This is a genomic window from Psychrobacillus sp. FSL H8-0483 (assembly GCF_038637725.1).
Classification (GTDB): domain Bacteria; phylum Bacillota; class Bacilli; order Bacillales_A; family Planococcaceae; genus Psychrobacillus.
Window position 1 is genome coordinate 2,101,076 of the sequence record NZ_CP152052.1, and the last position, 20,343, is coordinate 2,121,418.

Consider the following 20,343-nt stretch of genomic DNA (forward strand, 5'->3'; position numbering starts at 1 on the left):
ATTATTTCTTATGACTTTGAACGATTTTGATCGTTTTTTCTAATTGCTTAGTATGTCTTTTTTCATGTAATCCTACAAATGCGAACCATTGTATAAGTGGAACCTGTCCAAAAAGAGGATGCTTCATTGATTTAGTTTTAAATGTATTTAGATCTGTAGAGGCATATAAAGAAAGAAGCTCCGCTCTAGCATCATCTAGTAGAGCTTTCATTTCATCTTTTGTTTGATATTCCCCTGAAGGTACAATATAGCTAGGTGCTTTTACTTTTACTACACGAATTGTGATAAGTTGAATTGGTTTTTTCATTGCATGAGGACTTGAAGGATTTGCAAGTTGAAATTTAATACCTTTTGTTATCATTTTTTCCAATCTGACTAAGTGCTCGATGATTTCTTTCGGAGACCAAGAAGTTAGGTTCGGTTTTTCGTTGAATTGTTGATCAGTTAATAAATCAACTTGCTGAAATAGTTCTGTTCTAATTTTATTATTTTTCTCTAAAAACAAATAAATCCTCCACTCGTTTCTGTTTATCCTACCTATACTCTACAGTTCTTTTAAACATTCCACTTTCTAAGAACATATTTTCTTTTACTAAATAATATGCGACAATATATTATTGGAAAGGAAGTTTTACATAATGAATACATTTAGTATGAATACAATAAATGACCCATGGGAAGCTTATCGAGATATAGAGACACACGGAAAGCTTACATTATCCAATATAGAATTCACAACGACAACGCTTTGTAATATGCGATGTGCGCATTGTGCTGTTGGTTATACACTTCAACCAAAAGATCCAATCGCACTGCCAATAGAGTTAATCATTCAACGACTAGAGGAAATCCCCCATTTAAGGACGATTAGTATAACGGGTGGAGAACCGATGCTATCGAAAAAGTCCGTTACTAACTACGTGCTCCCACTATTAAAATACGCACATAGTCGTGGTGTCCGCACACAAATGAATTCAAACCTAACATTAGATCCGGACAGATACTTACTCATTGCACCTTATTTAGATGTCTTACATATATCGCATAACTGGGGTACGATTGATGAATTTGTTGAAACTGGCTTTGCCATGATGGAAAGAAAGCCTACATATGAGCAACGTGCTAGTCTATTCCAGCGAATGATAGACAACAGTCGCATGCTTTCAGAAGCTGGTGTAATGGTTTCAGCTGAAACAATGCTGAACAAAAAGACACTGCCTTATTTAGAACATATTCATAAACAAGTAGTAGAAGAAATGAAATGTGCACGCCATGAGATTCACCCTATGTACCCATCTGATTTTGCTTCTGCTCTAACAACTCTAACACTAGAAGAAACTCAGGTTGCTATTCAAAATATTTTAGATTTCCGAAACGATAATGTATGGATGTTGTTTGGCACACTCCCTTTTTATCCTTGTAGTACGAATGAAAAAAGTTTACAGCTTTTAGACCGACTTCGCAATGCTAAAAATGTGTCAACTCGAAATGATCCAGATGGACGCTCTCGCTTAAATGTTAATATTTTCACTGGCCAAGTAATTGTTACTGATTTTGGGGATGCACCGCAACTAGGAAATATTCAAACAGATACTCTTCCTACCATCTTTGATAAATGGTTAGCTTCTCCTCTGTCTAACTCTCTTAATTGCCATTGCCCAGCAGTAAAATGTTTAGGTCCGAACATATTAGTGAAAAATATGTATTATAAAGATGATACATTTGTTAGTAATACCGTGAAATAAAAAAATGAAATCGAATGTCGAAAAGGCATTCGGTTTCATTTTTTATATAGTCGCTGTTTGATTACATTGTTGTTATTTGATTGAATCCGCTTGCTTTCCGCGGATAACATGCAAGAAACAACCGTAAAATATAGTAGCGCCTTTACATATATCCTTTTATGTAATTAGAGGCAGCTACAAACTGCCTCGTTATATTTCTAATGTACGGAATAGAATTCAATTGCAACATTCATAATGAGTATTGTATTGAGAATGACAAACCATACCGCTTGTTTATTTAACTTTTTGGTTGCTTGAATGTCCATCTTCTCCACCCCTTTTTTATTATTATAAATCCTTTTGATATAAAATACAAAATATTTTTAAAATTCTAAATATATCATTTTACTAGCTTATTTTTGAAATTAAATCATACTAAAGAAATGGGTAAAGGGAATTGATTATTTGTGAAAAAAGCTTTACTTGTTATCGACTATACTGTGGACTTTGTGAGTGAGAATGGTGCATTGACTTGTGGGGAGCCTAGACAGTTAATTGAAGCGTACATTGTTTCTTTAATCGAATGAATTTTTAGCAAATGATGATGCAGTTATTTTCCCAGTCGATTTACATGAAAAAAATGATCCATTTCATCCGGAAACGAAACTATTTCCTTCTCATAATATTCGCAACACACCAGGACGTGCATTATATGGAGAACTAAAAAATGTGTATGATGAACATATGGATTCCATTATTTGGCTTGATAAGACTCGTTATAGTTCATTTACCGGAACGAATTTGCATCAATTGATGAGAGAACGTCATGTTGATGAGGTGCATCTTGTGGGGGTGTGTACGGATATTTGTATCTTACATATAACAGTGGATGCATATAATTTAGGATTTTCCATAGTTATTCATGAAAAAGGAGTCGCAAGCTTTAATCCTCAAGGTCACGAGTGGACGTTAGATCATTTTGCCAATGCTTTAGGGGCTACCGTAATTAAATAATAATAGGGAATGTTTAATCTGTCTCCCGGATGGTTATATAAAGAGTATCAAGTCATTAAACACTCTGAAGGAGATGGGAAATATGGGATTCATTATGTATTTAATTATTGGTGGTATTATCGGATGGTTAGCAGGACTTATATTAGGTAAAGACATTCCGGGTGGTATTATTGGTAATATTATCGCAGGTATTGTTGGGGCTTGGATTGGAGGATTAATCTTCCCATCTATGGGACCTGTCATTTGGGATATGCCAATTATTCCAGCATTAATCGGTTCGATCATTTTGGTAGCAATTTTAAGCTTAATCTTAAAGTCAATGCGTAAATAAAGTTATCTTAAATACAACTAAATAAATCAAAAAGGGGCTGTCTCTAAAGTCATACATTGACTGTGAGATGGACCCTTTTCCAATGTATTGATTTCCGTTCCAGACGGACGCTTTCCGCGGGCATGGCTTCAGTCTCCTCAGGCCAACACGATGTTGGTCACGAAGGCGTTGAGGCCCACAGGATGTGGGTCATGCAATCGTTGCCGCAAAAGTTCTTTTGCGACGAGCTATGCGCAGGAGCACAGAACTTTTGCGACGAGCTTTGCGCAGGAGCATATAACTTTTGCGACGAGCTTCCCGCAGGAGCAGGACGCGGCGAACTTAGATTGCCTTCCATTTGAGGTGGCGTTCTTAGCCTTCGTTCCTTTGTTCGCTCCTGCGGGGCCTTCAGCTTATGCACCTGCCGCTTCGCTTTCGGTGCAGAAAACATCTGCTATTCCAGCTGGAGTCGCCGTCTTTCACTACTATCAATTCCCTACAAAAAACAGGTGTAGAAAAAGACTCGTTTTTCTACACCTGCTTCAATTTATGGGCTTATTGGACAGCCCCTTTTATTCTGTTTTCTTCGCTGTTACTGCTTGAATTGCTTCTAGTTGGTTTTCGTATAAATGATAAAAATGAAGCACGTCTTTAACATATTTATCGCTGTGATTATAATTGAATATAGCTTTTTCTATCTCTCCATCTGCTGCGCCACTAGCGGCCAAATAGTTAGCTGCACTATAAATAGCATCCTCTAAGTCATAAGGATCGGCTTTCCCATCGCCATTTGCATCAACTCCATACCCTCCGTACTGAGCGATGATGTCAGGGTTCACTTTATCTTTTTCTGGTATGTCTCCTACACCAAGCCCACTACAGCTAGGATGCGACCAACCGACGAACGTACAGGGCATGAATTGCATATGCCCTTCTGCTCCAACAGGAGAAAGAAGCGGATCCATTGTTGAAAATCTTGTTTCAATACGGTGGTGAGCTGCAAGCAATGTCCATGGAACTCCGTATTGCTCTTCTGCATTCTTGTAAATGGCAATGTATTCTTTTGGTACATCAAGTTTATACTTGCTTTCCTGGATAGCTTCTGCCCATTCCTGGACAGCCGGTATTTTTTGAAGCTCATGCCAGCCTATAATCGCTAATATATACACGGTAATAGTAAAGGGAAGAAGCAATATAATTATCCAAAGCTTTGTTTTGTACGACTTATTATTTGTTGATTTCATACTACATTGTTCACCTATTCCATTTATTACTTTTTGTATTCGATTAACAGATTTTCAACTGACAATGGTTTACTAAAAAAATAACCTTGTAAGTAATGACAATCTAATTCTTTTAAACAATTTACTTGAAGAACATTTTCGACACCTTCTGCTAATATTTTTAGTTTTAAGTTATGTCCAAGTGAAATAATGGATTGCACAATTGCTTTTGTCCGAACATTATGAATAGATTGTGTGAAGCTTTGATCAATTTTAATCATATTTACTGGAAGGAGTTCTAAATACTTGAACGATGAATAACCCGTTCCAAAATCATCAATGGCAATTTGAAATCCTAAGTCCTTCAATTCTTGCAAGGATTCAATAACAAAGTCTGTGTATTCCATGATAATCGACTCAGTGATCTCCAATACAATTTTACTTGGATGGATATTCGTTTCTTCTAGTATTTCCTTTGTCCGTGCAATATAATCCATTTGGTAAAATTGTCTAGCAGATACATTGACACTAAATAGTAATTCCTTATTAATTACTTCTTCAATTATGGGGATTTGCTTGCATGTTTCGCGCAATACAAAGTCACCAATTTTAATAATAAGTCCACTTTTTTCAGCAATAGGAATAAACTCTCCAGGTGAAATAAATTGATCGTCATGCTTCCAACGAATGAGCGATTCCAATCCAATGATTTCCTGTGTATTTGTTAATATTTGCGGTTGAAAATTTAGTAGCAATTCGTTATTTTCCAATGCATCCTTTAAGCCTTCCTCTAAATACAGCTCCCTATTTGCTAGGTCAGACAAATGTTTTCGATAAGGTACATGGGTTGATCCCACTGATTTCTTGGCTTCCTCTGCCGCTATTTCCGCAAATCTTAATAGTTCAGAGGCTACTGTCGAATCATGGGGATATTGAACGGATCCTATACTAATGGAATTAATAATCTCTTTTCCGTAAATTTGTAAAGGTACTGCAGAATCCGAAAAAACATCATCGATAAATATTGCTATTTCATCATCTGTTCTATTTTTCAATAAGATAATAAATTCATCAGCAACCCACCGTGCAACTACATCTTGAGGCTTAATATACTGATTAGTGCGCAGTCGATTGGACACTTGAATTAAGACGGAGTCTCCGCTCTCATGCCCGTATAAGTCATTGATCATTTTAAAGCGGTCAAAATCTATAAAAAGTAAGTGAAATTTTTCTTTATTGGAAATAAAATCGGATAGGGTAGTCTGTAAAGAACTTCTATTTTGTAGGCCAGTTAAATCATCTTCATATTCTTTCAATAACAAGTCATTTTGGGCGCTCCATAATTGTTTCATTAAATACAGAAGTAAAAGTGCACTTAAAGCAATAAAAATATAGCTCTTTATATCCGCAGTTGTGTTTCCATCTGGGAAATATTGAAATAATGTGTCTGAAAATAGAAACCATAATAGACTAGTAACGGCGTAAATAATAACGATACGAAACGATATATTTCGATAAGTTTTCTTTAAAGACACACGTACACCACCCATCTATATCTCTAAGAAAACAATAGCATAATTTGTCTATAAACAGTAGAGTAAAATTTAAATATTCGCTATACAATCGCTTTACTTTTTTGTAGTATGACTTTATGGAGGTGAGCGCATTTGTGGAAAGACTTTAAAGAGTTTGCGTTTAAAGGGAATGTACTAGACTTAGCGGTAGCTGTTGTCATTGGAGCAGCATTTGGCAAAATTGTGACATCATTAGTGGAAAACATCATTATGCCTATTGTCGGCATTCTCCTTAATGGAGTAGATTTTACTACTTTAGCTTACAAGAAAATATTATACGGTAATTTTATTCAATCCGTGTTTGATTTTATCGTAATCGCATTTTCTATTTTCTTGTTTATTCGACTATTGTCTAAATTTAAACGAAAAGAAGAAGTTGTGGAGGTAATTGAGGAGACGCCCACGGTAGATGCAAAAGAAGCATTACTGGAAGAGATTAGAGACTTACTGAAAAAGCAAAATAACATGTAAAAACCATAAATGTAAGGACTTTGCAGGTCCATACACTTGCGGTTTTTTAAAAAAATTTGAATTATTCCCATTCATCCATTTTATGAAAAAAAAGCCTGTTCCCGATTATTTTAACCGAGGATAGGCTTTTCATTTATTTACCGTCTTCTATTAATGTTTCTACGTCCATAACGATTTCTTCTTTAGGAACATCTGTGTTCCCGTTATAACTTTTCACCACAACACCATTTTGATCTACTAAGTAAAAAGATACTCCATGAATGACTTGGTTTGAATTAGGATCATTCTTTACTAATGTTTTAAATGACTTTTGAGCAAATTGTGAAATATGCTCTTGCGTGTAGCCGGTTAAAAGTTCCCATTTGCTTTCGTCCACTACATCGTAGTTTCCGATATACTCTTGAAGTTTTTCTGGTGTATCTACTTCTGGATCTACGCTAAATTCCACAATTTTATAATCTTCGACACCTTTTTCTTTTAACATGCTTTGAATATCGCTCATATTATAAGTCATTGGCGGACATACTGTCTCACAATTTGTGAAAATAAATGTAGCTAACCAAACCTGCCCTTTTAAGCTTTCTAAAGAAACTTCTTCCCCACGTTGGTTATCATACGTAAAATCTTCTATTTCCCAATTTGTTTGGGCTTCAAAATTTCCACTGCTGCCACAACCTGCGAGAACTACTAATGCTATTGCTAGCATTGCAAATAATTTTTTCATATTGAGACCTCTCTTTTTCTCTTCATAGCCTTATCTTATCGAAACAAGTTTGATCCTTCAACTAGATAGCCTCTTAGAATTCAACAGTTTTGTGACTAGATTTTATTTTAGAGACAACAGTGCATTTTTAATTTCTTCCAGTTTGCTTTCCACACGGTGCATTAGATAAAATGACACGAATATTGGAAAGCCCACATCTTGAATGATAGAAAGCCACTGCTCCATTTAAATCACATCCTTTTAAAAAGACTCTCCAATTATTGGAGAGTCTCAATTCTTAAATAATTTCACTTATATTTCGTTCTACTACTTTTGCACTTTTTATGGATGTAAGTGCTGCTCCATCCACTTGAAACACATTACTAGTAATGATTACTTCCATACCAGTTTCTATTTCATCGCGCGTCAACGAATCCTTTGGTTCCTCAACCGTTAACATAACGCTCTTCCCGGCAGTTGTTCCAAATTGTAATTGTAAAGTTTTCGCCATGTCTGTTCCTCCTTCATTTTAATTAGTTTAAATTCGATGTTTCGATTTTTTCAGCACCAATGTACACACTGTTAGTAAAGCCTGAGATTGTAAGTGCAACTGTTTCTAATTGATCTGCTGTTGCAGCTCCTTGGACATTACGGTACGATTTCGACTTTGTTTTCATCTTTCCGTCTCCTGTTACCTCACCTTCGAAAATTAGTTTTAAAACTGCTTGTTTATGTTCCAGGTTCGCCATATGTATCACCTCCTTTCAACTACTAGATAGAAATTTTTTGATAGAAAGGATACATTCAAGGTGAAATATTTTTCAGAACAACTTATACTAAAGAGTAGGAGAATGAGGTGAATAGATTGTTAGAAGGTTGGTTTTTATGGTTTATACTCTTTTGGGTAGTAGTACTAGTTACATTGATGGGAATTGGCGGCTTCTTTATGTTCCGTAAGTTTTTAAAATCAATGCCAAAAGAAGACGGTAAATCGGATTTAGATTGGCAAGATTATTATGTCGACAAGACTATTCATTTATGGAATGAGGAACAAAAAGGTCTATTAAACGAGTTAGTGAGTCCTGTTCCAGAATTGTTTAGACCTGTTGCGAAACAAAAAATAGCGGGGAAAATTGGACAGTTGGCACTCGAAGAAGAAGCGACATCTATTACACGAGAGCTATTAATCCGTGGATACATCATAGCGACTCCAAAGCGTGACCATAAGTTTTTACGCAAGAAACTAGCAGAATTAAATATTGACGTTATACCGTACAATAAATACTTTGCTTTATCGGAAGACAAAAAAGCGAGCACCCTGTAAAGGTGCTCGCTTTTATTATTCAGTTACTTCTTTTTGTATTTTTTTAAATTGTAAATACATTGCAATTCTCCATGGAACAATCATCCCGAATGCTAAAATCCAAAACATTCCACTAAGTGCTCCAACATCAATAGTTGAGCTCAGTACAATTTTCCCTATTACTCGGATGATTAACAATCCAATTAATATAAAAACAAACGCTTTCGATTGTTTCAAATAAATGTTTCCATCTTTTCGCTCAAATTTGGATGTCCAAATAAGAACTACTGAAAATAATATCCCGACTCCAATTGCTTCTAAAAATTGCGCTCCCGTTACACGGAAAAACGGAAATACAAACATTACTGCACCTGTAGACATGAATACCGGTGGTAATAGGATTTTTTTGACGCTAGCAGGGTGCTTTGCAGCTTTTGCTCTTAAAGTCGTGACGACAATTCCCATTCCAATTGCCATGATAGTAGTTGCAATAATCATTACATTAGGTGGAATTTTTTCAAACATACGTATTCTCCATATCTTTTATTTCTATTTTTAGACCGGTTATTCCTAGTCAGAAGTAACATTTTGTAAAACATGCACAATTTGATCAGGGTCAAATGGTTTAGTAATAAAATCTTTCGCTCCATACTCAAGTGCGTCTACAATAAGCTTTTGCTGACCAAGAGCCGTGACCATGACAATTTTCGCATCTGGGTACTCAGCAATAATTGCTTTCACGGCCTCGATTCCTGTCATACGTGGCATGGTAATATCCATAGTCACTACATCAGGTAATAGTTTTCTATACATATCAATTGCTTCTAGTCCATTGCTTGCTTCGCCAACTACCTCAAACTGTTGATTTTCAAGCATTCTCTTAATTGTGGAACGCATGAAAACTGCATCATCCACTACTAATACTGTGGGCATAGTCATGACTCCCTCCAATTAAAATCCAGTAAAGTCTCCAAAAAACGGACTTAACATACGAATAATAAATGATAGCCCATCAAAAAATAATAGAACACCAAGGGCGATCATAAAGTATCCACCAATCTTCACGATCAAATTGCTATTTTTACGAATCCAATTCAGTCGTGTCACAAAGAATGATAACACGAAAAATGGAATAGCGAAACCTAATACATATGCAAGCATATACCATACGCCTGCTCCTGGATTTGCTCCTGCCATTACTAATACAGCAGCTAAAATCGGACCTGTACAAGGTTGCCAACCAGCTGCAAATGCCATTCCGATTAATGTTGTTCCAAAAAAGCCAGATGGACGATTTTTAAACTCCAAACGTTTTTCTTTCATGAGGAATTCAGGTTTAAATACACCTACCACAATTAGTCCAAACACAATAATGAAAATTGCGCCAACTTGACGAATTAAATCGTCGTATTGAATAAAGAATGTCCCAACTAAAGATGTTGCAAACCCTAATGCAACAAAAATAATAGAAAACCCTAATAAGAAGAATAATGTATGAAGCATTCCTCTTTTTTGCATTAACTTTTTATCTGTTTTAATTTCTTCTAGCGACATTCCTGTTATATAAGATAAAAATGCAGGATATAATGGTAGCGTACAAGGGGAAATAAAACTTAGAAACCCTGCACCAAACGCCAGTAGCAAGTTTATATCTGTACTCACGGCAGTCTTCCTTTCCGAATTACTGTCCCTATCGTATCAAATTTTTGGCATTTTGACTCTACTAATGCTTGTGACAGCTTTTCGAATCTTTTTATCTTATAAACTACGCCTTGTATACTGGTAATTGCGCACACATCTTAAAAACTGAATGGTTTACATGTGATAAATATAAGTTATAGCAATGTTAAGCAATTACTTCGACGACGCTGTTCTGCAATAAGTACATCTTATGGTATAAGCCTTTTTCGTTTAGTAATTCCTGATGTGTGCCTCGCTCGACGATTTCTCCGTGATGTAAAACGAGGATGAGTTCCGCATCTTGAATGGTACTCAAACGATGGGCAATGGCAATCGTTGTACGGCCCTGTCTCATTTTCTCTAAACTACTTTGAATCGCTACTTCAGTTTCGGTATCAATATTTGCCGTTGCTTCATCTAAGACTAAGATTTTCGGATTAGTAGCTATTGTACGTGCAAACGCAACAAGCTGTCTTTGCCCGCTAGAGAAAGTTGAGCCTCTCTCTGTTACTTTTTGCTTGTACGTTTCCGGTAGTTTTTCGATAAAATTGTTCGCTTGCACAAATTCCGCTGCTGCTCGTACTTCTTCATCTGTCATATCTTTCGCGTGTAATCGTATATTGCTTTCGATATCCCCGTAGAATAAAAACGGATCTTGTAGAACGAGCCCCACTTTTTCTCGAATTTCCTTTGTCTCAAAATCTTTTACGGATTGTCCATCAATTTTAATATCGCCTTGCTCGAATTCATAAAAACGCATAAGCAAGTTAATAATCGAACTTTTCCCGCTACCCGTATGGCCTACTAATGCAACCGTTTGACCTGGCTCTGCAGTAAACGAAATATTTTTTAACACATCCGTTCTTCCATCATACGAAAACGTCACATTTTGAAATTCAATTTTCCCTTGATCAATTTTAGCATCTACTACATTGTTTTGATTAGGAGCTAAATCTGTTTCATCCAGTAACTTGAATACCCGAGAAGCGGCAACAATTGCTTGCTGGAAGATGGATAGTCGCTGCATCACTTGATTTATTGGCTCAAAGAAGCGATCAATATAGGTAACAAATGCATAAATGACCCCAACCTCTACCACATTGTTCATCGATGTAATACCAAAATAGCTAAGCACCATAATAATTGCAAGCGCGTAAACCAAATCGATTGCTGGGCGAAGCAATAGACTATCGAGCTTAATATTTCGTCTTCCTGCCTTCCAGTGAGTATCATTAATTTCATTGAATTCGTCTTGCAGACGATCTTCTTGCCTGAATGCTTGAATCATGGTCATCCCTTGTAGCGATTCCGCAAGTTTCGCATTTAATTGACTCAGTCGTTCACGCAAATCTTGGTAAACAACAGAACTATACTTTCTATATGTTCGAATAACCATAAACATGATTGGCAATAAAACCGTCGCTAGTAACGCCAATTTCACGTTTAAAATGAACATAGCAATGTAGACACCAATTATTAAAAATCCACTTTGCACAAATCCTACTAACACACTAACGAACATATCTTTAATCGCTTCTGTATCATTAGTGACACGTGACACGATACTTCCCGCCGGCGTCTTATCAAAATAACGCATTCCAAGCTTGTGCACCTTTGTAAAAACATCGATACGCATTTGTTGAATAATTTTCAGTGCAATTTCCTGAAACTTCATCAATTGAAAATAACTTACGATGACATTTCCAACTTGGATGAAAATGTATCCAAGCGCTAAACCTACTAATGGGCCTGTTGGAAAATTTCGTGGTGTTAAATAATCGTCCATAAACGTTTTAATCAAATACGGACCGAGAATATCCCCTATCACCGTAATAATTAGTAAAATTAACGCAATGGAAATAACTTTTTTATGTGGCTTTAAGTAGGTGAGCAGTCGTTTGAGAATTTGCCACTGCTCCTTACCAGTTATCTGAGGCTGTTTTTCATTCATAATGCTTCGCCCCCCTTTTCCACTATTGTTTCAAGTTGCTGTAATTGATACATTTCGTAATACATCCCTTTTAAATCCATTAATGCTTCATGCGAGCCTTTTTCGATAATTGTACCTTCACTCATAACGATTATTTGATGAGCATGTTGAATTGCACTTAAGCGGTGGGACGTAATAATCGTTGTTTCATCCGTACGGTTTTCTTTTAAAGCCTCTAAGATTGCTTCTTCTGTACGTGCGTCAACCGCCGATAGTGAGTCATCAAGAATAAGTAACTCGGGCTCCATCATTAGTGCACGGGCTATGGAAATACGTTGTTTTTGTCCACCTGATAATGATACTCCGCGTTCTCCGACAACGGTTTTATACCCATCCGTGAACTGCAAAATGTCATCATGAATAGATGCAAGTTTCGCTGCTTTCTGCACCTGCTCCATCGTGGCTCCTGCATTTGCAAAAGCAATATTACCAGCTACCGTTGTTGAAAATAGGAAATGATCCTGTGGCACATACCCTATTGCTTCACGTAAGCTGCGCTTTTTATAGGCGTCAATTGTATGACTTCCGTAGACAATTTCCCCTTTATACCCTTCAAATTCCCTCATTAATAATTTCAAGATGGCAGTTTTACCAGCACCAGTTTTTCCGACTATTCCTAAAGTTTCGCCACGTTTAAGCGTGAAATGAACATTATGCAAAGCTAATCGCTCATCACCAGGAAATTTAAATTCATCCAAATGAAATTGAATATCGCCTTCTGGCTTTTCATCAAGTGCTCCTACCTTGTCGTCAATTTCAACTTCTTCATCTAATAAATTATTGATACGGTCATAGGAAGCACGACCGCGTTCCACAATGTTAAATAGCCAACCGAAAGCTAGCATTGGCCAAACGAGTAGGCCTAGATACGATGTAAAAGCAAATAAATCCCCAATGGACATTTCCTCAGCTAAAATAAAGCGAGTTCCAAACACAATGGATAAGAAGAAACACATCCCAACAACTAACGAAATCGTTGGGTCAAATAGAGAATCCACTCTTGCTACGCGCATATTTTTATCAACAACCTCTTGAGAAAGCGCTACAAAGTGCTCTGTGTCTTCTTTTTCCTGTCCAAACGTTTTAATGACTTTTACTCCAGAAATACTTTCTTGGGCTTTATCATTTAAGTCGGAAAACGCCTCTTGTGCATAGCGAAAACGCTGGTGTAACAGTTTCCCATAATAGCTTGTTAAAATAGCCATTAACGGTAGTGGAATTAATGCGATTAACGTCAGCTTCCAGTTAATCGTTATAGCCATAGCCGCAATAACAAATCCACCCGTAGTTAAAGAATCGACGAGTGTTAAAACTCCAGCACCAGCCGTTTGTTGAACAGCAGATAAATCATTCGTTGCGTGCGCCATTAGGTCTCCTACACGCTTCTTTTGATAAAACGAAGGTGCCATTTTTGTAAAATGATGAAACAATCTTTCTCTTAACTGTCTTGCTAGAAAAATAGCTGAACCAAAAATCATGATGCGCCAGTAGTAGCGTACAATGTACATACCAATAGCGGTCACTGCTAAAATGGAAAGCCATTTAGTTAAAAATCCAGCGGTTAGTGTCCCGAGACTGATTTCATCTACGACCAACCCAATAATTTTTGGCGGGAGCAGCTGTAAAAATGCTACAAACATAAGCATAAAAATCCCCACTAAATACTGCTTTTTCCTTTGTTTAAAAAACCAACCTAAATCCAAAAATACTCTCACTTTTTTTCCTCCACAATATAAATTAAGACTTTACTATTTTAGCAAAAGTTTGAACATTGCGAAAGATACGAAAGCAAAATAATTCGGCATCTGAAATATTTTATGGCAAAACATGAGCTATAAAATGTAGAGGGGCTGCCAAAAAGTAATACCTTCTCTCATGTTTGAAGATATCCTGGAGTTTGAACTGGGAGTAAAAGCACCTCTAAATTAATGCCTGTTAACACTTTATTCACCTTTTTAAAAAAATTTTGCGAATTTTAATGTCTTACGTGTAAAACAGTATATAATAGAAAAATAAAATCCATCTACATAGATTAGGAGTGTTCAATTTGAATGAAGCAAATCTACGTGCATATAATTTTAACGCAGGTCCTTCTGCTCTTCCGCTAGAAGTACTAGAAAAAGCACAATCAGAACTAACTAATTTCCGTGGCACAGGCATGTCCATCATGGAGATGAGTCATCGCAGTGCAATTTTCGAAGAAATACATAACGGGGCAATCTCTCGCATGAGAAAACTCTTTTCTATTCCAGATCAATATGAAGTTCTTTTTCTTCAAGGTGGAGCAAGCCTTCAATTTTCAATGATTCCAATGAATTTCTTACAAGTCGGTCAACAAGCGGGTTATATCATGACAGGCTCTTGGTCAGAAAAAGCATTTAAAGAATCGAAACTATTTGGCGAACCTTACGAGGTAGTAAGTACAAAAGAAAACAAATACCGTAACATTCCTGCATTAGAAGATATCCAAATTAATGAGGACGACGCTTTTATTCATCTAACATCTAATAATACAATTTACGGAACTCAGTGGTCAGCGTTTCCTGACACAGGTGATATTCCATTGATTGCAGATATGTCTAGTGATATTATGTCTAAACCAGTTGATATCAATAAATTCGGCATGATCTATGCTGGAGCACAGAAAAACCTTGGTCCATCTGGTGTAACAGTCGTTATTGTACGTAAAGATTTACTTGAAAAAGCTAATATGGATATCCCAACTATCTTAAAATACAGCACACATGCAGATAACAATTCCTTGTACAACACTCCACCTACATTCGGTATTTACATGCTAGGAGAAGTACTTAATTGGATGGAAGCAAAAGGTGGATTAGAGGCAATTGCTAAAAACAATGAGGAGAAAGCGAAAGTCATCTATGATGCTATTGATCATAGCAATGGTTTTTACACAGGACATGCAACACCTGAAAGCCGTTCATTGATGAACATCACATTCCGAGTTGCGGATGAAACATTAGAAAAACTATTTTTAACGGAAGCAGAAGAAGCTGGTTTTGTCGGATTAAATGGACATCGCTCAGTCGGTGGTTGCCGAGCTTCCACTTATAATGCAGTACCATTAGAAGCATGCCAAGCACTAGGCGACTTCATGGTTCAATTTCAAAAGAAACACAGTTAATGCATTAGAAAAGCCTTACCATTCAATCACCTCTGAATGGTAAGGCTTTTTCAATTTGTAGAAATGCAGAGACGCCATTTCGTTACATTTTTATGCTTTCTCAAATGAATTAAAGCCCTCTGAATTATTAAATCAAATCATTTAAGAACGTAAGAATGTCTTTGTTCACGTCGTTAATGTCGGTTCCTAATGTCATCAAATGTGTAGAGTTCGGATATCCTTTCATTGTTTTTTTATTCGTCATAACACTTCGAAATAAAACCTTTGCACTCTCTGCATATAATGGTTCATCTAGTTCGCCATATAATATATTAATTGGGGAAGTAATGAGAGCTAAATTATCCATTGTTACATCAATTAGCTGTTGGAACTCGACTAATGAATCTATTGACATATTTTGAAGAAGTTTCATTTCTAAATTTATTTGTTCTTCCTGTTTCCCTTCAAGTTTTTTATATCTTTTTGCGTAATGGAAGACACGCTTTTGTAGTACAGAAACTTCCCTATGTATTGGTACTGACATTGTCACAACACCATTTACGTCCAACTCTTGTCCAGCTTTTAATGCAAACACGCCACCAAGAGAAAGACCAATCACTGCTATTTTTTCAAAACCTTCATCTTTCAATAGCTGGTAACCGTTTAGTACATCCTGCCACCAATCTGATGGACTATATGTGATGAGTTCTTCTGCTGTTAAACCATGCCCACTATATAATGGTGCATAGCAAGAATAATTGTTCTTTTGCAAATATTTCCCTAACTTTTTTACATCCATAGTATTGCTTGTAAAAGAATGTAGTAGTAATACGGCTTTCTCTCCACCTTTATAGTAAAAAGGCTTAGGAGGTACTATTTTCATCATTGTTTGAATCCCTCCCTTTTCACTCTTATATGTAATAAAGTATAGTTGATTTTCGCTATAGGCGGACGCTTTCCGCGGGGTGAGCGATAAGCCATCACCTCAGCTCACGCTTCGTTTGTGATGTCTTATCTGTCTCACTCATCCCGCTGGAGTCGCCGCCTGCCGCTTCAATCAACAAAGTGATAACTGTTCGTATTTTAATGACAAATTACTATTTATGAAATTAACTCGATTCGTATCTTTTTCCTTTTATAGGAATGAAGTAAGCATTCGATCCCACAACGGCTTAATCTTTTCTGGGTGTGCTACCTCAGAGAAAATCCATTCAGTTTCATGGAATAGTAGTTCACATATTAATTGGACTGCCTGTTTATGTTTTTGTGGTGTTATGTTTTCGTAAATCTGCTTTGCTTGCCGGACGATTCCTTCGCGGAGGGAGATTTCCAATGTTTTCAATCCCAATTGAGCTCTGTCCGAATGATAGCGATGCAGTAATATCTTTGATAGATGTGTCATGACATGGTGTAGCATACTAACTGACCATATATCATTTCCTCGAGCAGATGATTTTTTATACTGGAAAAGGAACCATGCGACATCATCGACCGCGTCTTGAAACTCATGGTCAGATAATTTTAGGTTTTGGGTTTGTTTGTATTTCTCCAATTTAAAGTTTGGATCGTATAAGACTTTCATAAAATCCTTTTCGATATATGTATTTTCTGTCACTGTAAAAAGGTCAATATGCACTAAATTTTCATAGACCGCAAGAATCTGTGGAGCCACAATAAAGATATCATCATGAAATAGTAATTGGTTATAGGATTCTAAATGTTGAAGCCTACTTTCAAGGAATTCTTCTTCATCTTCCTCATTCACTAAGCAATACAAATCGATATCCGAATGCTCGTCCTGTTCGCCACGCCCTATTGAGCCTTTTATAAAAATCGCTTGAACCTTTTTGTCCAGCTTAAGACTATTTACAATTGCCTCTATTGCATCATCTAAAATCATCGCGATTCCTCCTTAACTTCTTTATATTCGATAATTCTGCTTGTACCTACTCTATAAAATAACCACCCATATATAAATTGCTTCGACATAAATCCAAAAAACACCTTTTTATTCCATCAGTAAACTCACCTTTAGCTCTAGAAGAAAATCTACGAATAATAAGTTTTTTTAAAACATCGTTGCATACCCTGTTGTTTTGCTCTTGTTTTCCTTATTACGCACCTTGTTTGACAAATGTATAAACACAAGGTATTATTAGGATAATAATTAAATTGCTTAAATAGAAACATGAATTCACATATTACAAAAAGTAATCGTGTTCGTTCGGTACTTTTTATAATATGTGAATTTTTTTATCTTTTGAAGAAATTATATATTATTATAACATTATATTTGGAGGTTTTTTACATGACACAAGGTACAGTAAAATGGTTTAACGCAGAAAAAGGTTTTGGATTTATCGAAGTTGAAGGCGGAAACGACGTATTCGCTCACTTCTCAGCTATTCAAGGTGAAGGTTTCAAATCACTTGACGAAGGTCAAAAAGTGGAATTTGAAGTGGAAGACGGTCAACGTGGACCACAAGCTGTTAACATTACAAAACTTTAATTCCTCGGAATTAGGTTAATGAATTAGAGACATCCATAAAGGGTGTCTCTTTTTGTTGGTGTTTTATTTGTTCGCAATGGGTTCATTGCTGTGTTCGATATCAATTTACTATTCACCTAAGTGAAATATGGTACTTCTACTGCTTTTGGTTTGTTCATTTAATGATCCCGTAAATTAAATAAATCATCCACGTTGCAATGGCTGCCCAAAGGAAAAGGATGATGCCCCCTGCAATCCAGTTTTTCGGCTTACCTTGCTTCATGAGCTCTGCTGCTTTTAATTCACATTCAGCAAGAACATTTTTTGGAATCATTCGTAGAGCAAAATAAATGCCTATTGGCAGAAGAATGACATCATCCAAGTATCCGAGTACTGGGATAAAGTCGGGGATGAGGTCAATCGGACTGAATGCATATGCGACAATAAAGGCTGTGAACAATTTTGCTGACAGTGGTACTCGTTTATCTTTAGAAGCTAAATATAAGATGAAAATAGAACGCTTTACCCTCTTTGCCCACTGTTTTATGTTGTTCCACATCCTGGCTTACCCTCACTTCATTAATTTTTCTTATTTACACTCTCGCGGAGTTCCAATTAGATCTTATAGGTCAAATCATTGTATGTATTTTCATGGTTTCTCTATGTATTACTCTTTCCCACAGGAATGGCACCGTACCAACGAATCAGCCTCACCGTACATTCGAATTTCTTTCACAATCCCACACTTGTCACAAGCCAGAACATCTATTTGTGGAACATCCCCATTTTCCGCAGCTGGGACCCAAGCGTCTTCATATAGTTTTTTGCTCATGCCATAGTCGATGAATACCAGCTCACTCTTCTCATTTAACCCGTAATTGCTGCTATCTTTTATGTTGAATATATCGAACTTTTCGTCTAACAGTTCGACGCACTCCTTATATTTGTTCGGAAACTTCCGGAAATCAGACTGTTCAGGAATATCGTATCTACTTTGATGATCCATCATCGGCAATTCCGGGAAATATTGCTGTATACAAATTTCCTCATCTACATAATAAGTTGGAGCAAAAAGTTCCCCAAACCCATTTGCTTGCATATACTCATATATTTCAAGCTCTCTTATGGATTGTTGATGCCCTATGCTATGGAGATTCACCTTTACCACATAATCTTTCCACCTGTACACTTTTCTTGTTGAACCAATGCCGACAAAATGGTCTTCCGTACACATGACTGCTTTATTTTCCACTATCTCGGTAATTATCATTATTCTCTCCCCTGTTATATTCACACCAAAATCGCTCCACTCCTGCATATTTCTCACCTAAACTTGTGATATCGAATCCATAGCTTTTATAAAATTCCACCGCTTCTAGATCGGTTTCTGCGGCTATTCGTTGGAGCGAATGTCTCTCCAAAATAAAGGCAATCATTCTTTTCCCGATTCCTTGGCCTCTCTTAGATGGGGACACCGCGATATGCTTGATTTCACAGCAATAAGTTTCTGTAAAATGGATCCCTATACAGCCAATGAAGTGTTTGTTTTCTTCTAGGGCATATAGTTTTCTACTTTCTTCACGTTGATACTTATCGTATTCTTCTACAACTCGATAGCTAGAAGTGGCATAGTATAATAATTCTTCTATGGATGAAGCTATTGACCTCGCGCATATTTCTATCATGCATACACCTACTTTGCATTATTTCCTTACAGAATGTTAGAATCCGTGGGCCTTACTTCTCTATTTCTTATAAATCCAAGTATAAAGAAATTAATCCAAGTATTTATCGGAATAAAAAGCATTACTATAACTAATCCACTCGTCTCTTTAAGAAAGACTTGAGCGTCTATCTTGTATAGGAACGCTGACGTTACACCTAATAATACTGTATTTATAAAAAATCCTGTCACCATCCCCCACCATCTATTCCATTTTTTTAGTACCCAAATAGAAACGAGAATAGAAATGATAAGAGAAAGTATTAGAATAAGGAATAAAATGTAATTCAAGACCCATCACTCCCTCTAAAATCATTTACAAATATATTTGTTCCTCTCACTCTTTTATATATATATTCTCTTTTGATCTTTAACATGGAGGAGTACTATACAAAAAAACCGATCGTCCGGAACGTTCGGTTTTAGTTTTCTATTATAATTAGGTCCACTGCTTCGAAGGTATTCAGAAGACACTTACTAAATTAAGTTTATCACGTAGATTAAACTTATTTAACAGAAATAGATTGATATATTCTTTTAATCGTTTCTATATGCAGTGCTTCATGGTAAAAACTAAAGAGAAATGTTTCTCCAACCGTATTAAATGTGATCCCTGCACGGTTTGTAAATGGGGTTGGCAGCTTTTTGTGCAAATTTCCTTGATGGGATTGTCTGATTCTTGATTTTTGTTCGGATAAAACCGAAGAAATCTCTGCTAATGAAGGAGGAGTTCCTTTCCATTCAGAAGGTTTCGTTCCTGCACTAAAAAATTCTTCATATTGAATGGGTAGACTCATCTGTTCACCTAACACTCCATAAACGAGTTTTTCTTGTATGAATGCAATATGGCCAAAATTCCAGTGAATGTTATTATTAAATCCTTTTGGTACAATATTCGCAATCTCTTCTGATATTTTTTTAATGGACTGCTCCGTTATTCCTCGTACAGTTTCCATGTGTTGAAAAATAGTTTGTTCCAACTAAATCCCTCCTCTTCTTTCATTTCCATTTAAGTG

The 20,343-nt window shown here is 36.4% G+C and carries 24 protein-coding genes and 1 pseudogene; 7 read left to right on the forward strand and 18 right to left on the reverse strand.

Going from position 1 to position 20,343, the window contains the following annotated elements:
• Position 1: 1 nt before the first annotated feature.
• Complete coding sequence (locus tag MHB48_RS10015; protein WP_342597962.1) at positions 2-505, reverse strand: DinB family protein; 504 nt, start codon at positions 503-505, stop codon at positions 2-4.
• Between the two features lie 133 nt (positions 506-638).
• Here MHB48_RS10015 and yfkAB point away from each other — a divergent pair, with 133 nt between their 5' ends.
• From yfkAB to MHB48_RS10030, 3 genes and pseudogenes are all read left to right on the forward strand, one after another.
• Positions 639-1,745, forward strand: coding sequence for a radical SAM/CxCxxxxC motif protein YfkAB (gene yfkAB, locus MHB48_RS10020; RefSeq protein WP_342597963.1), 1,107 nt, complete (start codon positions 639-641; stop codon positions 1,743-1,745).
• Positions 1,746-2,191: 446 nt separating this feature from the next.
• Positions 2,192-2,738: pseudogene (locus MHB48_RS10025) on the forward strand (isochorismatase family cysteine hydrolase).
• A gap of 82 nt (positions 2,739-2,820) precedes the next feature.
• On the forward strand, positions 2,821-3,069 hold the full coding sequence (locus tag MHB48_RS10030) for a GlsB/YeaQ/YmgE family stress response membrane protein (protein ID WP_342597964.1): 249 nt from the start codon (positions 2,821-2,823) through the stop codon (positions 3,067-3,069).
• 551 nt (positions 3,070-3,620) lie between these two features.
• On the opposite strand, the gene MHB48_RS10035 is transcribed toward MHB48_RS10030, so the two are convergent.
• Together MHB48_RS10035 and MHB48_RS10040 are read right to left on the reverse strand one after the other, a co-directional pair.
• Positions 3,621-4,292, reverse strand: coding sequence for a lytic murein transglycosylase (locus tag MHB48_RS10035; protein ID WP_342597965.1), 672 nt, complete (start codon positions 4,290-4,292; stop codon positions 3,621-3,623).
• Between the two features lie 26 nt (positions 4,293-4,318).
• Positions 4,319-5,806, reverse strand: a complete 1,488-nt coding sequence (locus tag MHB48_RS10040; RefSeq protein ID WP_342597966.1) for a bifunctional diguanylate cyclase/phosphodiesterase — start codon at positions 5,804-5,806, stop codon at positions 4,319-4,321.
• A 132-nt stretch (positions 5,807-5,938) separates the two neighbouring features.
• On the opposite strand from MHB48_RS10040, the gene mscL reads away from it, so the two are divergent.
• Positions 5,939-6,316 (forward strand): large conductance mechanosensitive channel protein MscL, encoded by a 378-nt coding sequence (gene mscL / locus MHB48_RS10045; protein ID WP_342597967.1) that lies wholly within the window; start codon positions 5,939-5,941, stop codon positions 6,314-6,316.
• A gap of 133 nt (positions 6,317-6,449) precedes the next feature.
• Here the strand turns inward: mscL and MHB48_RS10050 are convergent, their stop codons facing one another.
• The 4 genes from MHB48_RS10050 to MHB48_RS10065 form a co-directional block, all read right to left on the reverse strand.
• Positions 6,450-7,040: an SCO family protein gene (locus tag MHB48_RS10050; RefSeq protein WP_340920753.1), complete on the reverse strand. Its 591-nt coding sequence runs from the start codon at positions 7,038-7,040 to the stop codon at positions 6,450-6,452.
• Between the two features lie 102 nt (positions 7,041-7,142).
• A complete protein-coding gene (locus MHB48_RS10055) occupies positions 7,143-7,265 on the reverse strand; it encodes a YvrJ family protein (RefSeq protein ID WP_342597968.1) in 123 nt (40 codons plus the stop codon).
• Positions 7,266-7,317: 52 nt separating this feature from the next.
• Positions 7,318-7,530 (reverse strand): DUF2922 domain-containing protein, encoded by a 213-nt coding sequence (locus MHB48_RS10060; RefSeq protein WP_342597969.1) that lies wholly within the window; start codon positions 7,528-7,530, stop codon positions 7,318-7,320.
• A gap of 22 nt (positions 7,531-7,552) precedes the next feature.
• Complete coding sequence (locus MHB48_RS10065; RefSeq protein ID WP_342597970.1) at positions 7,553-7,768, reverse strand: DUF1659 domain-containing protein; 216 nt, start codon at positions 7,766-7,768, stop codon at positions 7,553-7,555.
• Between the two features lie 116 nt (positions 7,769-7,884).
• Here MHB48_RS10065 and MHB48_RS10070 point away from each other — a divergent pair, with 116 nt between their 5' ends.
• A complete protein-coding gene (locus tag MHB48_RS10070) occupies positions 7,885-8,343 on the forward strand; it encodes a DUF2621 domain-containing protein (protein WP_342601348.1) in 459 nt (152 codons plus the stop codon).
• Between the two features lie 15 nt (positions 8,344-8,358).
• On the opposite strand, the gene MHB48_RS10075 is transcribed toward MHB48_RS10070, so the two are convergent.
• The 5 genes from MHB48_RS10075 to MHB48_RS10095 form a co-directional block, all read right to left on the reverse strand.
• Positions 8,359-8,847 (reverse strand): cytochrome c biogenesis protein CcdC, encoded by a 489-nt coding sequence (locus MHB48_RS10075; RefSeq protein WP_342597971.1) that lies wholly within the window; start codon positions 8,845-8,847, stop codon positions 8,359-8,361.
• 45 nt (positions 8,848-8,892) lie between these two features.
• Complete coding sequence (locus MHB48_RS10080; protein ID WP_342601349.1) at positions 8,893-9,255, reverse strand: response regulator; 363 nt, start codon at positions 9,253-9,255, stop codon at positions 8,893-8,895.
• 18 nt (positions 9,256-9,273) lie between these two features.
• Complete coding sequence (locus MHB48_RS10085; protein WP_342597972.1) at positions 9,274-9,984, reverse strand: cytochrome c biogenesis protein CcdA; 711 nt, start codon at positions 9,982-9,984, stop codon at positions 9,274-9,276.
• A gap of 184 nt (positions 9,985-10,168) precedes the next feature.
• Entirely contained in the window at positions 10,169-11,953 is a 1,785-nt protein-coding gene (locus MHB48_RS10090; protein ID WP_342597973.1) for an ABC transporter ATP-binding protein, read from the reverse strand.
• Complete coding sequence (locus MHB48_RS10095; RefSeq protein ID WP_342597974.1) at positions 11,950-13,707, reverse strand: ABC transporter transmembrane domain-containing protein; 1,758 nt, start codon at positions 13,705-13,707, stop codon at positions 11,950-11,952. The genes MHB48_RS10090 and MHB48_RS10095 overlap by 4 nt, the downstream gene beginning before the upstream one ends.
• Positions 13,708-14,039: 332 nt before the next feature.
• Between MHB48_RS10095 and serC the strand changes: the two genes are divergently transcribed.
• Entirely contained in the window at positions 14,040-15,137 is a 1,098-nt protein-coding gene (gene serC / locus MHB48_RS10100; protein WP_342597975.1) for a 3-phosphoserine/phosphohydroxythreonine transaminase, read from the forward strand.
• 127 nt (positions 15,138-15,264) lie between these two features.
• Here the strand turns inward: serC and MHB48_RS10105 are convergent, their stop codons facing one another.
• A complete protein-coding gene (locus tag MHB48_RS10105) occupies positions 15,265-16,002 on the reverse strand; it encodes an alpha/beta fold hydrolase (RefSeq protein WP_342597976.1) in 738 nt (245 codons plus the stop codon).
• A gap of 249 nt (positions 16,003-16,251) precedes the next feature.
• Positions 16,252-17,016 carry a nucleotidyltransferase domain-containing protein gene (locus MHB48_RS10110; RefSeq protein ID WP_342597977.1) on the reverse strand — a complete coding sequence of 255 codons (765 nt, stop codon included), beginning with the start codon at positions 17,014-17,016 and terminating at the stop codon, positions 16,252-16,254.
• 408 nt (positions 17,017-17,424) lie between these two features.
• On the opposite strand from MHB48_RS10110, the gene MHB48_RS10115 reads away from it, so the two are divergent.
• Positions 17,425-17,625 carry a cold-shock protein gene (locus MHB48_RS10115; RefSeq protein WP_342597978.1) on the forward strand — a complete coding sequence of 67 codons (201 nt, stop codon included), beginning with the start codon at positions 17,425-17,427 and terminating at the stop codon, positions 17,623-17,625.
• Positions 17,626-17,779: 154 nt separating this feature from the next.
• Here the strand turns inward: MHB48_RS10115 and MHB48_RS10120 are convergent, their stop codons facing one another.
• From MHB48_RS10120 to MHB48_RS10135, 4 genes are all read right to left on the reverse strand, one after another.
• Positions 17,780-18,163 carry a YkvA family protein gene (locus MHB48_RS10120; RefSeq protein ID WP_342597979.1) on the reverse strand — a complete coding sequence of 128 codons (384 nt, stop codon included), beginning with the start codon at positions 18,161-18,163 and terminating at the stop codon, positions 17,780-17,782.
• 108 nt (positions 18,164-18,271) lie between these two features.
• Entirely contained in the window at positions 18,272-18,874 is a 603-nt protein-coding gene (locus MHB48_RS10125; RefSeq protein WP_342597980.1) for a protein kinase, read from the reverse strand.
• Positions 18,846-19,289, reverse strand: coding sequence for a GNAT family N-acetyltransferase (locus MHB48_RS10130; protein ID WP_342597981.1), 444 nt, complete (start codon positions 19,287-19,289; stop codon positions 18,846-18,848). The genes MHB48_RS10125 and MHB48_RS10130 overlap by 29 nt, the downstream gene beginning before the upstream one ends.
• Positions 19,290-19,833: 544 nt before the next feature.
• Entirely contained in the window at positions 19,834-20,307 is a 474-nt protein-coding gene (locus MHB48_RS10135) for a DinB family protein (RefSeq protein ID WP_342597982.1), read from the reverse strand.
• Positions 20,308-20,343 lie beyond the last annotated feature (36 nt).